This is a genomic window from Phycicoccus endophyticus (genome assembly GCF_011326735.1).
In the GTDB taxonomy this organism is placed as follows: domain Bacteria; phylum Actinomycetota; class Actinomycetes; order Actinomycetales; family Dermatophilaceae; genus Phycicoccus; species Phycicoccus endophyticus.
Window position 1 is genome coordinate 22,051 of sequence record NZ_JAANCN010000002.1, and the last position, 13,612, is coordinate 35,662.

The following is a 13,612-nucleotide window of genomic DNA, read 5'->3' on the forward strand; positions in this document are numbered from 1 at the left end:
CGCCGGCGGCCGGTGCGTCCTGGCCGGCGGGCGGGACCGGCGAGGGAAGGGCGGCGCTCACGAGCCCTCCCGGCAGGTACGGCACAGCCCGTGGACGGCCGCGTGGCTGACGTCGGCGGCGAAGCCGACCCGCTCGTCGAGCCGGGCGACGAGCTCGTCGGCGGTCGCCAGCGGCACCTCACCGACCCAGCCGCAGCCGCGGCAGAGCAGGTGCAGGTGGGTGGCGTGCTCGGCGAGGTGGTAGCTCGGCGTGCGGTGGTCGACGTGGGTGTGCCCGACGAACCCGAGCTCCTGGAGGGCGTCGAGCGAGCGGTACACGGTCGAGACCGGCAGTGCCCGCCCCCCGTCGGCGGCGACCGCCTCGACGATGTCCTCGGGGGTGGCATGCCCGAGCCGCCCGACGGCGGCGAGCACCCGCTCGCGCTGCGTCGTCAGGCGCTTGCCGCGCGCACGCAGCCGCTCCCCGAGGTCGCTCACCCCTCCAATGTAGGCCGAAGGAGCCTCCCCGCCGCCACCCGCACCTACACTGGCCCGGTGACCGACCGGGACGTGGAGCTCGTGGGGCGTGACGGCCAGGCCGGAGACGACGGCGGGGAGGGCCCGCCCGAGGAGGCCGCCCAGCCCACCCCACGGCGTCGACGCGGCCGGCGCGTCCTGCTCGTCCTCGGCATGCTCGTGCTGCTCGTCGTGGTCGCCGTCGGCGGCTTCGTCGGCTACCTCGGCTGGCGGGTGTCGGACAACATCACCCGTGCCGACCTGCTGCCGACCGCCGCACCCCCGAGCACCGCGTCCGACGGCTCCCCCATCGAGGTGCCGAGCTCGGGCGTCGGGACCAACTTCCTCGTCGTCGGCTCCGACAGCCGTGGCAGCGACCGGGGACGCTCGGACGTCATCGTGCTCGTCCACGTCCCCGAGGACCCGACGAGCATCGAGATGATCCACTTCCCCCGCGACCTCTACGTGAGCATCCCCGGGCACGGGAAGAACAAGATCAACGCCGCGTACGCCTACGGCGGGGAGCCGCTGCTCGTCGAGACCCTCCAGAACCTGCTCGGCATCAAGATCGACCACGTCGCGCGGACGAACTTCGAGGGCTTCAAGAACATGACCGACGCCGTCGGCGGTGTGCGGGTCTACGCCGAGGAGGGCAACGACGCCTCCGGCAACGGCGGCGCTGCGATCCACCGGGGGTGGAACGACCTCGACGGCGAGCAGGCGCTGGCGTTCGTCCGGGAGCGCTACGAGCTGAGCGAGGGTGACATCTCCCGGGGGCGGCGCCAGCTGGCCTTCGTCAAGGCGCTGCTGCTCAAGGCGACGAGCCGCTCGACGCTGACCAACCCGCTGGCCGTCGCGCGCTTCACCGACGCCGCGACCGAGAACCTCGTCGTCGACCGGGACCTGACCATCGGCGCGATGAAGGACTATGCGCTGGAGCTGCGCGGGATCCGCTCCTCCGACGTCGTGTTCGCCACCGCCCCCTTCAGCGGCTTCGCGTCCGACCCGCAGGCGGGCAGCATCGACGTCGTCGACACCAAGCGGATGGCCCTGCTCGGCGAGGCGCTGCGCACCGACACGATGGAGGACTACCTCGACGTGTTCGTCACGCCCTGAGCGCCGGCACGCGCCCGAGGCGGCCGGGTCACTCCACCCGCTTGAGCTCGGCCGAGACGTGCGACTGCATGGGGTGGCCCATGGCGGCCATGTCCATGACCCACATGAGGTTGGAGGCGACGTAGCCGTACATCCGCTGGGCGGCGGTGTACTCCTTGGCGTCCGGGCTGCGCATGACGCCGTCGGTGTGCACCTCGACCTTGGCCGGCTCGGCCACCCCCGCGTAGAGCTCGACGAACCCGGTGGGGTGGGCGAGCAGGAGCTCGACGTTCGTGCCGTCGCTGCCGGGGGTCACCGGGCGCCAGAAGCCCAGCTCGGTCGCGAGCGGACGCACCTGCTTGCCCTCGTCGTCGAGCAGCCAGGTGCGCGACTCCCACCGCAGGAACCGGCGCCCGTCGTGGCTGCAGACGACCTCCTGGCCGAACCGCTCGGACTCCATCGTCGGGTAGCCGACGACGCCCGCGCCGGCCCAGGTGCCGACGAGCCAGGCGAGCGGGGCGAGATCCTCGTGCAGGGAGACGTCGAGCTGGAAGACCATGCCGGCCAGTGTAGGGAGCCCGCCGGTCAGCCGATGAGGACGAGCGCCGCCCCGTAGACGACCACGCCGGGCACGAGCACCCCGGCGGCGGCGACCGCGAGCTGGCTGCGGCGCGCCGTCACCGGCGGGAGGACGACGAGGGCCCGGCGCAGGGCATGGGCGACGGCGGCCGCGAGCAGGCCGACGAGCGCCGCGCTCGAGGCCTGCGGGAAGCCGAGGATGCTCGCGGCGACGATCGCCCCGGCGGCCCCGAGGACCATCGCGACCGGCAGCAGCCACGCCCGCAGCAGGCGCACCCCGGCCGCGAGGTCGGCGAGCGAGCCCACGGCCACGGCGACGAACGCCGCGCTCGCCAGGTCGGTCGCCCGGCCGGAGTACGCCAGGGGCAGCCACGTCGTGCCGACCGTGACCAGGCCGAGCCCGAAGGAGGTGACGCCGATCGACTCGGTGAGCCGGGGACGGCCGTCGCGCCGGGCGATCTGGTGGACGAACATCACCCCGAGGCCGACGGCCAGGCCGACCGGGACGAGCCGCAGGTACGGCTCCTCGCCGGGAACGACGCCGAGCACGGGGGCGGCCACCGCGGCGACGCCGACGGCGAGCGAGGAGCCGAAGCGGCTCGAGCTGCCGAGCAGCCGCGGCCAGCCCCAGGCGAGCACGACGCCCGTCCAGGCCAGCCCGCCGGCGAGGAGGACCGGGTCGGTGCGCAGCAGCGGGACGAGCAGCCCGACGAGCACGACGGTGGCGACGACGACGAGCGGGCGCGGCACGAGGGCCATCTCCGGCAGCACGGGGTGGCGCCGGATGGCCTCGACCCGGGCACGGCGGGCGGCCCGGGTCTCGGGCTCGACCGGCCCCCCGGTGCTCGGTGCCGCCTCCTGGTCCACGCCCGGCATCCTCGCATCACCCACCGGCGAAGGGCGGCAGCACCTCGACGAGCGCCCCCGGCGGCAGCGGCGTGTCGCCCGAGGCGGCCAGGCCGTCGACGAGGACCGAGCACACGGGCAGCACCTCGGCGAGCGCCGGCCGGCCCGCGACGATCCGTTCGGTCAGCGCGGCCACGCTCGGGAGCGCCTCGACCTGCTCGGACTCCACCCCGGCGGCGGCCCGGGCACCGGCCCAGTACCGCACCCGGAGCATGCCGGCGGCCGTGTCGTGTGTCCCACCCTCGGGCAAGGCTCCGTGCCCTCCGTCCATGACACCCTATTCTGTGGGGCGATGGCCCACCTGTTGCTGCTGACGAACACCTTGGCGCCCGGGTCCGAGGTCCTACCGGCGCTCGGGCTGCTCTCGCACCATGTTCGCATCCTGCCCGCGGAGGCCTCGGCGCTGGTCGACGCGCCCGAGGCCGACGCGGTGCTCATCGACGCCCGGCGCGAGCTCGCCATGGCCAAGTCGCTGTGCCGCGTGCTCACGACGACCGGCGTCGTCGCGCCGCTGTTCGCCGTCGTCACCGAGGGCGGCCTCGCCGGGCTGACGAGCGAGTGGGGGGTCGACGACGTCCTGCTCGACACGGCCGGCCCGGCGGAGGTCGAGGCCCGGCTGCGGCTGGCCGTCGGCCGCCGGGGCGAGAGCGCCGAGGACGAGGCCGGCCCGATCACCGCCGGCGCGCTCGTCATCGACGAGGCGACGTACTCGGTGCGGCTGCGCGGCCGGCTGCTCGACCTGACGTACAAGGAGTTCGAGCTGCTCAAGTACCTCGCGCAGCACCCGGGCCGGGTCTACACCCGCTCCCAGCTGCTCCAGGAGGTCTGGGGCTACGACTACTTCGGCGGCACCCGCACCGTCGACGTCCACGTCCGCCGGCTGCGCGCCAAGCTCGGCGCCGAGCACGAGCTGCTCATCGGCACGGTGCGCAACGTCGGCTACCGGTTCGTCCCGGAGGCCGCCGAGGACCTCGACGAGGTCGAGGGCTGAGTGCCGCTCACCGAGCGGCTCGGGGCCGTCGACGAGGCGACCGCCGCCAAGGTGCGCGAGCTGTGGGAGCGGGCCGAGGCCGCGGACGGTGTCGCGGCCGTCTCCGAGGCCTTCCGGCTCGCCCTCGGCGCGCAGCGCGAGGGCGTCGCCCATCTGCTGCGCCGGGACGACGCGGGCCAGCTCGTCGGCTATGCGCAGGTGGCCGACGCCCGAAGTCCGCAGGCGGTCGCCGAGCTCGTCGTCGACCCGGCGGCCCGGCGCCAGGGGCACGGCGCGGCGCTGCTCGACGCGGCGCGCGGCGACGGGGCGCGCAGCGTGTGGGCGCACGGAGACCTGGCGGGGGCCCGGGCGCTCGCGGCCGCCGTCGGCCTGCGCCGCAGCCGCGAGCTGTACCGGATGACCCGCCCGCTCACCGACGCCGACACCGCCGACCCGGCCCTTCCCGAGGGGTACACGGTGCGGGGGTTCGAGCCCGGCCGGGACGACGAGGCGTGGGTCCGGCTCAACGCCGCCGCCTTCGCCGGGCACCCCGAGCAGGGCCGGCTCACCGTGGAGGACCTGCGCGAGCGGATGGCGCAGCCGTGGTTCGACCCGGCCGGGCTGCTCCTCGTCGAGCACGACGGCCGGCTCGCCGCGTTCCACTGGACCAAGGTCGAGACCGGCCCGGCGGACGGGACCCGGCCGGACAGCGCGCCGGGCGCGCCGCGCAGCGGGACCGGGGAGGTGTACGTCGTCGGGGTCGACCCGGCGCAGCAGGGCCGCGGGCTCGGCGCGGCGGTCACCGGCCTCGGCCTGGCCCACCTCGCCCGGCGCGGGCTCGCCGAGGTCGAGCTGTACGTCGACGGCGACAACACCGCGGCGCGGCGCACCTACGCCCGGTACGGGTTCGAGGACGCGGCCGTCGACGTCCAGTACTCCTGACGATCGGCCCACCGTCCGCGCGCCCCGACCTGTCAGGATGGGACGCATGAGCAACGAGACGGCGGTCGACGTCGCGGAGGCGGCCATCGTCAGCGAGGTGTCCATCGCGAGCGCCTCGGCCAGCGAGACCCGCCACCAGCAGCCGCGCGGCGCCAACGGCCGGTTCGTGCGGATGGGCCACCACCACGCCGAGGCCGCCCCGGACCAGGGCATGCCCGCCGACCGTTTCCTCGACCGGGAGATCTCCTGGCTGCAGTTCAACGAGCGGGTCCTCCAGCTCGCCGGCGACGAGAACGTCCCGCTGCTCGAGCGGGCACGCTTCCTGGCGATCTTCGCCCAGAACCTCGACGAGTTCTTCATGGTGCGGGTCGCCGGGCTCAAGCGGCGGATCGCCACCGGCATCGCCGTGCGCTCGGCCTCCGGCCTCGAGCCGCGTGAGGTGCTCGAGCAGATCAGCCACGTCGCGCACGAGCTGATGACGATGCACGCCCGGGTCTACGCCGAGCAGGTCCGCCCCGAGCTCGAGGAGGAGGGGGTCTCCATCGTCCGCTGGGACGAGCTCTCCGACGACGAGCGCGAGCGGCTCGGCACGGTGTTCACCGACCGGCTCTTCCCGGTGCTCACCCCGCTCGCCGTCGACCCCGCCCACCCCTTCCCGTACATCTCCGGGCTCTCGCTCAACCTCGCGGTCATCCTCGTCAACCCGCGCAGCGGCAAGGAGCACTTCGCCCGGGTCAAGGTGCCCCCGATGCTCCCCCGCCTGCTGCGGGTGGAGCCCGGCCCGGAGGAGTCGCCGCTCGCCGACATGTACGACACCCGGTTCGTGCCGCTCGAGGACGTCATCGCCGCCCATCTCCAGCAGCTCTTCCCCGGCATGGAGATCCGCGAGCACTTCACCTTCCGGGTCACCCGCAACGAGGACCTCGAGGTCGAGGAGGACGACGCCGAGAACCTGCTCACCGCGCTCGAGCGCGAGCTGAGCCGGCGGCGCTTCGGCCCGCCGGTGCGTCTCGAGGTCGAGGACGCGATGGACGACCACGTCCTCGACCTCATCGTCCGCGAGCTCGGGGTGGCCGCCTCGGAGGTGTACCGGCTGCCGGCGCCGCTGGACCTGCGGGCGCTCAACGCGATCGCCGACCTCGAGCGCTCCGAGCTGCACTTCGAGCCGTTCGTCGCGCGGACCAACCCCGACCTGGCCCCGACCGAGTCGGCCAAGGCGCGCGACATCTTCGCCGCGATCCGCAAGCAGGACGTCCTCCTCCAGCACCCCTACGACTCGTTCTCGACGTCGGTGCAGGCGCTCCTGGAGCAGGCGGCGGCCGACCCCCAGGTCCTCGCGATCAAGCAGACCCTGTACCGCACGAGCGGCGACAGCCCGATCATCGACGCCCTCATCGACGCGGCGGAGGCGGGCAAGCAGGTGCTCGCGGTCGTCGAGATCAAGGCCCGCTTCGACGAGGAGAACAACATCTCCTGGGCCCGCAAGCTCGAGCACGCCGGCGTGCACGTCGTCTACGGCATCGTCGGGCTGAAGACGCACGCCAAGCTCTGCCTCGTCATCCGTCAGGAGGCCGAGGGGATGCGCCGGTACTGCCACGTCGGCACCGGCAACTACAACCCCAAGACGGCCCGCCTCTACGAGGACCTCGGCCTGCTCACCGACGACGAGCACGTCGGCGAGGACCTCAGCCGGCTGTTCAACCAGCTCTCCGGCATCGCGCCCCGCAGCCGCTTCAAGCGCCTGCTCGTCGCGCCGCGGGCGATGCGCTCGGGGCTCGTCGCGCACATCCGCCAGGAGATCGAGCACGAGCGCGCGAACCCCGGCTCGGGCCTGATCGCGTGGAAGGTCAACTCGATCGTCGACGAGCAGGTCATCGACGCGCTCTACGAGGCCGCGCAGGCCGGGGTGCGGGTGGAGCTGTGGGTGCGCGGCATCTGCGCCCTGCGCCCGGGCGTCCCGGGCCTGTCGGAGACCGTCCGGGTGCGCTCGGTGCTCGGCCGCTTCCTCGAGCACTCCCGGGTGTTCTACTTCGGCGGCGCCGGGGAGCCGGTGGCGTTCATCGGCAGCGCGGACATGATGCACCGCAACCTCGACCGGCGGGTCGAGGCGCTCGTCCGGCTCACCGACGAGCGCCACCTCGAGGACCTGCGCTCGCTCATCGAGCGCGGCATGTCCGACCACTACGCGCACTGGGCGCTCGGCGGGGACGGCCGCTGGACCCGCCACCACCTCGACGCCGAAGGCCGCCCGCTGGAGGACCTGCAGGACTCCCTCATCGAGATGCACGCCAAGCGCCGCCGCAAGGCGCGGCGCCGCTGAGCACCCCATGCCGACGACGATCCCGGCCGCCGGGACGATCCCCTGGCGCGTGGCCGGTGCCACGCTCGAGGTCGCCCTCGTCCACCGTCCCCGCTACGACGACTGGTCCTGGCCGAAGGGCAAGCTCGACCCCGGCGAGGACTGGGCCGCGGCGGCGACCCGCGAGACGCACGAGGAGACCGGGCTGACGGTCCGCCTCGGGCTCCCGCTGCCCGAGGCGCGCTACACCCTCCTGGACCGCGACGGCACCCCCTCGGACAAGGTCGTGCGGTACTGGGCCGCCCGGGTGACCGGCGGCTCGGGCCGGCTGGTCAACGAGATCGACGACGTCGCCTGGCTCTCCCACCGCGAGGCGCACGACCGGCTCGACTACGCCCGCGACCGCGACCAGCTGCTCGCCCTCGTCCGCCACCACCAGGCGGGCACTCTCGACACCTGGCCGCTCGTCGTCGTCCGGCACGCCCAGGCGGTGCCCCGCTCGGCGTGGGACGGCCACGACGACACCCGGCGCCCGCTGACCCGGGCGGGCCGTGAGCGCGCTGGGGCCCTCGTCCCGGTCCTCGCGGCCTACGCCCCCGAGCGGGTGGTCAGCTCGCCGTCGGTGCGCTGCCTCGAGACCGTCGCCCCGTTCGCCGGCGTGGCCGGGATGCGGGTGCGCGAGCGGGAGAGCCTGGCCGAGGAGGGGTTCGCCGACGACCCCTCGCGCGCCCCGGCCCGACTGCAGCGGATGCTCGAGCGGGCGCGCCCGGCGGTGCTGTGCACGCACGGGCCCGTGCTGCCCGCGCTGCTCGACGTGCTGCGCCCGCTGCTCGAGGACGCCGGCGCGCCCGAGCGGGAGCGCTTCGAGCGGTCGGCCGCGACCAAGCTGGTCAAGGGCGAGGCGCTCGTCTGCCACGTCGCGGGCGCCGGGCCCACGGCGCGCGTCGTCGCCGTCGAGCGCCACCTGCCCTGAGCGCCGCCGGGCGCGGCCGCCGCCTCCGGCGCTCGCCCACCCGAGGGCGCGTCAGCCGAAGCGGCCGGAGATGTAGTCCTCGGTGGCCTTCTTGCTCGGGTTGCTGAAGATCTTCGGGGTGTCGTCCATCTCGACGAGCTCGCCGGGCATGCCGGTGGCCTCGAGGTTGAAGAAGCCGGTGCGGTCCGAGACCCGGGCGGCCTGCTGCATGTTGTGCGTGACGATGACGACCGTGTAGTCGCTCTTCAGCTCGTTGATGAGGTCCTCGATGGCCAGGGTGGAGATCGGGTCGAGCGCCGAGCACGGCTCGTCCATGAGGATGACCTCGGGCTGGACGGCGATCGCCCGGGCGATGCACAGCCGCTGCTGCTGGCCGCCGGAGAGGCCGGCGCCCGGCCGGTCGAGCCGGTCCTTGACCTCGGTCCACAGGTTGGCCCCGCGCAGCGACTGCTCGAGCAGCTCGTCCGCGGCCGACTTCGAGAGCCGCTTGGAGTTCAGGCTCACCCCGGCGAGCACGTTCTCGCGGATCGACATCGTCGGGAACGGGTTGGGCCGCTGGAAGACCATGCCGACCTGACGGCGCACGTCGACCGGGTCGGTCTCCTTGGCGTAGAGGTTGCGGTCGTCCATGAGGACCTCGCCGGTGACGTGCGCGCCGGGGATGACCTCGTGCATCCGGTTCAGGGTGCGCAGCACCGTGGACTTGCCGCACCCGGACGGGCCGATGAAGGCGGTGACCGACCGGGGCTCGATGGTCATCGACACGCTCTTCACGGCGTGGAAGTCGCCGTAGTAGATGTCGAGGTTCTTGACGTCGATGCGCTTGGACATGCTGGTGCGGCTCTCCTGGTCAGCGACCGGTCTTGGGGGCGAAGGCCCGGGCGATGAACCGGGCCGAGAGGTTGAGGACGACGACGATGAGCACGAGCAGCAGCGCCGCGGCCCAGGCCCGGTCCAGGCTCGGCTCACGGTAGCCCGGGCTCAGGGGCTTGGTGAACATGTAGTACGCGTAGACCGCGAGGGTGTTCATCGGGCCCTCGGCCGGGTTGACGTTGAGCCCGCGGGCGTAGCCGACGGCGACGAGCAGCGGTGCGGTCTCGCCGATGACCCGGGCGATCGCCAGGGTGATGCCCGAGGCCAGCCCGGAGGCGGCCGTCGGCAGGACGACCTTGGCGATGGTGCGCCACTTGGGCACCCCGAGGGCGAGCGAGGCCTCGCGCAGCTCGTTGGGCACGATCCGCAGCATCTCCTCGCTGTTGCGCACGACCGTGGAGATCATGAGCACCGAGAGCGCGACCGCGCCCGCGAAGCCGTTCTTGGTCCCGATGCCGAAGAGGACCGCCCACAGGGCGAAGGCGAACAGGCCGGCGACGATCGACGGGATGCCGGTCATGACGTCGACGAGGAAGCGGATCAGGTGGGAGACCCGGCCCTTGGGCTGGTACTCGACGAGGAAGATCGCGGTGAACACCCCGATGGGGACCGAGATCAGGGCGGCGAGCCCGGTGATGATCAGGGTGCCGATGATCGCGTGGTAGGCCCCGCCGATGAGCTCAGCGCCGTCACGCTGGGTCGCCTGGTCCTGCAGCCCCGTGACGCCGTTCATCGTCTGCCCGAGGAAGGCCGGGCTGACCACGGTGGCTCCGCCGCGCACGATGACCGTCCACAGCAGCGAGACCAGCGGGACGAGGGCGAGCACGAAGGCGCCGAGCACGAGACCACGGGCCACCTGGTCCACGGCCACCCGGCTGCCCGCCGTCGAGCGGTAGACCGCGTAGACGATGACGAGGTAGGCGACGAACGCGAGGACGACGGCGAGAGCCGGGTGCAGGCCGAGCAGCCACAGCAGCGCCCCGACGACGACGGCGAGCCCGAGGACGATGTAGGACTGCCGGTTCGAGGAGGCCCGCACGGTGTCGAGGTCGACGCCCTCGATCTCGCTGAGCTTGCGCTGGCGGGCCGTCGGCTCGGTCTCGACGCTCATCAGTTCGCCCCCGAGAACTCGGCGCGGCGCTCGACGACCGCCCGGGCGGCGAGGTTGACCGCGAGGGTGATGCCGAAGAGGACGAGACCGGCGGCGATGAGCTCGGAGAGCCGCAGGCCGGCCGCCTCGGGGAAGTTCAGGGCGATCTCGGCCGGCACCGTCGTGTTCCCGGTGTCGATGAGGTTCCACGTGAAGACCCCGGGCGAGAGGATGATCGCGACCGCCATCGTCTCGCCGAGCGCGCGGCCCAGGCCGAGCATCGTGCCGCCGATGACGCCCGGCCGCCCGAACGGGAGGACCGCGGTGCGGATCATCTCCCACTGGGTGGCCCCGAGGGCCAGGGCGGCCTCCTCGTGCAGGCGGGGCGTCTGGAGGAAGACCTCGCGCGAGACCGAGGTGACGATCGGCAGGATCATCACGGCGAGGACGAGCGACGCCGTGAGCAGGGTGCGCCCGGTCCGGGAGGCGGACTCGAAGAACGGCAGGAAGCCGAGGTGCTCCTCCAGCCAGCCGAACAGCGGCACGAGCTTGGGCGCGAACACCTGGAAGCCCCACATGCCGAAGACGACGCTGGGCACCGCGGCGAGCAGGTCGATGACGAAGCCGACCGCGGTGCCGAGCCGCTTGGGCGCGTAGTGCGAGACGAACAGGGCGATGCCGACGGCCACCGGCGTCGCGACGAGCATCGCGATGAGCGAGGCGACGAGGGTGCCGAAGACCAGGGGCCAGACGTAGGAGAGGAAGCCCTCGCCGCCGGTGACCTCCGCCGGGTCGGCGCCGAAGACCGGCAGCGCCTTGGAGATGAGGAAGATCGCCACGCCGGCGAGGATCAGCAGGATGCTGAACGCGGAGGCGGTCGAGAGCCCGCTGAAGACGACGTCGCCGGGGCGGCGGGGCGGCTTGGCGGGGGCGGGGGGCCGCTCGGAGGCGGCGGGAGGAGCGCTCATCGGGGTCCTCGCGGGTCGTGGGGGTGGGGGCAGGAGGCGACCGGAGCGGGCCCGGCAGGGCGGTGCGGCGGCCACCTGAGTATCCAGGTGGCCGCCGCCTCGCGGTGCACGACGGGTCCGGTGGTCAGCTCAGCTGCCGGCCTTGACCAGCTCGAGCGACTGCTCGGCCTTCGAGCGCAGGTCCTGCGAGATCGGGGCCGAACCGGCGGCGTCGGCCGCGGCCTGCTGGCCGTCCTCGGAGATGACGTAGCCCACGAAGTCCTTGACGAGGTCGGCGGTCTCCTGGTCCTCGTAGGTGTGGCACACGATGTGGTAGCTCACGAGGACGATCGGGTAGGCACCGGACTCGGTGGTGTCGCGCGCCAGGTCGAGGGCGAGGTCGCCGTCGACGTCGGACGCGGACAGCTCGGAGGCGTCGACCACCTTGGAGGCGGCCTCCGGGGAGAAGGCGACGAACTCGTCACCGACGCCGATCTTGGCCGAGCTGAGCGAGCCGACCGCCGAGGCGTCGGCGTAGCCGATGGCCCCGTTGGTGCTGCCGACGACCTCGATGACCCCGGTGGTCTGCGCGGCGGCCTCACCGCCGGAGACCGGCCAGTTCTTGTCGACCTCGTAGGACCAGGAGTCCGGCGCGGCCGCGGAGAGGTACTCCATGAAGTTCTCCGTGGTGCCCGACTCGTCGGAGCGGTTGACCGCGGTGATCTTCAGGTCGGGCAGGTCGGCGTCGGGGTTGTCGGCCTTGATCTTCGGGTCGTTCCAGTTGGTGATCTTCTGGTCGAAGATCTGCGCGAGGGTGTCGGGCTTGAGGTTGAGCTCGTCGACGCCCTCGATGTTGAAGGGGATGGCGACCGGGCTGATGTAGACGGGGATGTTCATCGCGCCGTCCGGGCCGCAGGTGTCCTTGACCGACTCGCGCTCGTCCTCGTCGAGGGCGGCGTCCGAGCCGGCGAAGTCGACCGCACCGGAGATGAGGTTCTCCCGGCCGGCACCCGAGCCGACCGAGTCGTACTGGACGGTGACGTCCGGCTGGACGCTCTGGTACCCGGCGATCCAGGCCGTCATCGCCGACTCCTGCGAGCTGGCGCCGGCGCCCTTGAGCGTGCCGGAGAGCGAACCGCCGCCGGACCCGGAGTCGGAGGAGGAGTCCGAGCCGGTGGGGTTGTCGTTGCCACAGGCAGCGAGAGCCAGGGATGCCACGGCGACCACGGCCGTCACCCCGATGCGGTGGAGCTTCACGAAAGGTCCCTCTCTGATCTTCGGCTGCGGCCCGTGCAGGCCGCGAGGAGGCCAGCACCGTTGCCGACTGCCTCGAAACCTAGGGAGGGCAGGTGTCGCCGCGTGCGGACGAGGGTGAACGCCCGGTGACCGACCTGTGAACTCCCGCCCGGGCGTGGCGCGTGGGGCGCCGTCCGCCCGTCGGCAGGGCTCAGAGCAGGAGCAGGCCGCCGAGGACGAGCACGCCCGCGACGAGGGCGGCGCCGGGCACCGTGAGCAGCCAGGCGACGACGATCGAGCGGGCCACCCCCCAGCGCACCGCCTTGGCCGAGCGGGTGGCGCCGGCGCCGGTGATCGCCGCGGTGATGGCGTGCGTCGTCGAGATCGGCGCCCCGGTGATCGTCGCCACCCAGAGCACGGAGGCCGCGGCGGTCTCGGCGGCGAAGCCCTGCGGCGGGTCGAGGTGGATCAGCCCGCGGCCGAGGGTGCGCATGATCCGCCACCCCCCGGCGTACGTGCCGAGGCCGAGGACGAGCGCGAGCAGCAGCAGCACCCACCACGGCGTCGAGGTGTCCGAGCCCGGGCGGTGGCCGCCGGCGACGAGGGCGAGGACGACGACGCCGGCGGTCTTGGACGCGTCCTGCATCCCGTGCCCGAAGGCGACGGCGGCGGCGGAGACGGTCTGGGCGTAGCGGAAGCCGCGCACCGTCGGCCCGGGCGCGGCCGACCGGAACACCCGCAGGATGAGCGCCATGAGGAGGAAGCCGCCGGCCGCGCCGACGAGCGGGGAGAGCACCATCGGGATGGCGACCTTGTCGACCACCGCGCCCCAGTGCACGACCGCGCCGGCGACGAGCGCGGCGCCACCGAGGCCGCCGACGAGGGCGTGCGAGGAGGACGAGGGCAGCCCCCGCCACCAGGTGAGCAGGTTCCACGCGGTGGCCCCGAGCAGGGCGCCGACGCACACGAGGGTGCCCGAGGCGTCGTCCGGGACGGTGACGATGTCCCCGCCGATGGTCTCCGCGACGCGCACCCCGGCGAGCCCGCCGGCGGCGTTCATCGTCGCGGCGAGCGCGAGCGCGATCCGGGGGGTCAGGGCCCGGGTCGAGATCGACGTGGCGATGGCGTTGCCGGCGTCGTGGAAGCCGTTGGTGTACGTGAAGCCCAGCGCGAGGAGCACGACCAGGGCCGTGGGCCACCACTCCAC

General features: G+C 73.4%; 14 protein-coding genes. 5 read left to right on the forward strand and 9 right to left on the reverse strand.

Annotation, left to right across the window (positions count from 1 at the left end; genetic code table 11):
• Window positions 1-57: 57 nt before the first annotated feature.
• Window positions 58-477 (reverse strand): Fur family transcriptional regulator, encoded by a 420-nt coding sequence (locus tag G8D98_RS03150; protein WP_166099032.1) that lies wholly within the window; start codon window positions 475-477, stop codon window positions 58-60.
• 57 nt (window positions 478-534) lie between these two features.
• Between G8D98_RS03150 and G8D98_RS03155 the strand changes: the two genes are divergently transcribed.
• Complete coding sequence (locus G8D98_RS03155; RefSeq protein WP_229661875.1) at window positions 535-1,611, forward strand: LCP family protein; 1,077 nt, start codon at window positions 535-537, stop codon at window positions 1,609-1,611.
• Between the two features lie 28 nt (window positions 1,612-1,639).
• On the opposite strand, the gene G8D98_RS03160 is transcribed toward G8D98_RS03155, so the two are convergent.
• From G8D98_RS03160 to G8D98_RS03170, 3 genes are read right to left on the reverse strand one after another with little or no spacing between them, the layout of a single operon-like run.
• Window positions 1,640-2,149 (reverse strand): heme-binding beta-barrel domain-containing protein, encoded by a 510-nt coding sequence (locus G8D98_RS03160; protein WP_166099034.1) that lies wholly within the window; start codon window positions 2,147-2,149, stop codon window positions 1,640-1,642.
• A 26-nt stretch (window positions 2,150-2,175) separates the two neighbouring features.
• On the reverse strand, window positions 2,176-3,036 hold the full coding sequence (locus G8D98_RS03165) for a hypothetical protein (protein WP_166099037.1): 861 nt from the start codon (window positions 3,034-3,036) through the stop codon (window positions 2,176-2,178).
• A 16-nt stretch (window positions 3,037-3,052) separates the two neighbouring features.
• Entirely contained in the window at window positions 3,053-3,289 is a 237-nt protein-coding gene (locus tag G8D98_RS03170; RefSeq protein ID WP_166099040.1) for a MoaD/ThiS family protein, read from the reverse strand.
• A 78-nt stretch (window positions 3,290-3,367) separates the two neighbouring features.
• Between G8D98_RS03170 and G8D98_RS03175 the strand changes: the two genes are divergently transcribed.
• From G8D98_RS03175 to G8D98_RS03190, 4 genes are read left to right on the forward strand one after another with little or no spacing between them, the layout of a single operon-like run.
• Window positions 3,368-4,066 (forward strand): response regulator transcription factor, encoded by a 699-nt coding sequence (locus G8D98_RS03175; protein WP_166099042.1) that lies wholly within the window; start codon window positions 3,368-3,370, stop codon window positions 4,064-4,066.
• Window positions 4,067-4,987 carry a mycothiol synthase gene (mshD, locus tag G8D98_RS03180; protein ID WP_166099044.1) on the forward strand — a complete coding sequence of 307 codons (921 nt, stop codon included), beginning with the start codon at window positions 4,067-4,069 and terminating at the stop codon, window positions 4,985-4,987. It begins immediately after the preceding gene.
• 46 nt (window positions 4,988-5,033) lie between these two features.
• On the forward strand, window positions 5,034-7,307 hold the full coding sequence (locus G8D98_RS03185) for an RNA degradosome polyphosphate kinase (RefSeq protein WP_229661874.1): 2,274 nt from the start codon (window positions 5,034-5,036) through the stop codon (window positions 7,305-7,307).
• A gap of 7 nt (window positions 7,308-7,314) precedes the next feature.
• Window positions 7,315-8,259 (forward strand): NUDIX hydrolase, encoded by a 945-nt coding sequence (locus tag G8D98_RS03190; protein WP_166099048.1) that lies wholly within the window; start codon window positions 7,315-7,317, stop codon window positions 8,257-8,259.
• 51 nt (window positions 8,260-8,310) lie between these two features.
• On the opposite strand, the gene pstB is transcribed toward G8D98_RS03190, so the two are convergent.
• The 5 genes from pstB to G8D98_RS03215 form a co-directional block, all read right to left on the reverse strand.
• The gene (gene pstB / locus G8D98_RS03195) at window positions 8,311-9,090 is read right to left on the reverse strand and encodes a phosphate ABC transporter ATP-binding protein PstB (protein WP_166099050.1); all 780 of its coding nucleotides are present in this window, start codon (window positions 9,088-9,090) and stop codon (window positions 8,311-8,313) included.
• A gap of 19 nt (window positions 9,091-9,109) precedes the next feature.
• Entirely contained in the window at window positions 9,110-10,243 is a 1,134-nt protein-coding gene (pstA, locus tag G8D98_RS03200; protein ID WP_166099053.1) for a phosphate ABC transporter permease PstA, read from the reverse strand.
• Window positions 10,243-11,190, reverse strand: a complete 948-nt coding sequence (pstC, locus tag G8D98_RS03205) for a phosphate ABC transporter permease subunit PstC (RefSeq protein WP_166099056.1) — start codon at window positions 11,188-11,190, stop codon at window positions 10,243-10,245. The genes pstA and pstC overlap by 1 nt, the downstream gene beginning before the upstream one ends.
• Window positions 11,191-11,319: 129 nt before the next feature.
• Entirely contained in the window at window positions 11,320-12,426 is a 1,107-nt protein-coding gene (pstS, locus tag G8D98_RS03210; RefSeq protein ID WP_166099060.1) for a phosphate ABC transporter substrate-binding protein PstS, read from the reverse strand.
• 190 nt (window positions 12,427-12,616) lie between these two features.
• Window positions 12,617-13,612, reverse strand: coding sequence for an inorganic phosphate transporter (locus tag G8D98_RS03215; RefSeq protein WP_166099062.1), 996 nt, complete (start codon window positions 13,610-13,612; stop codon window positions 12,617-12,619).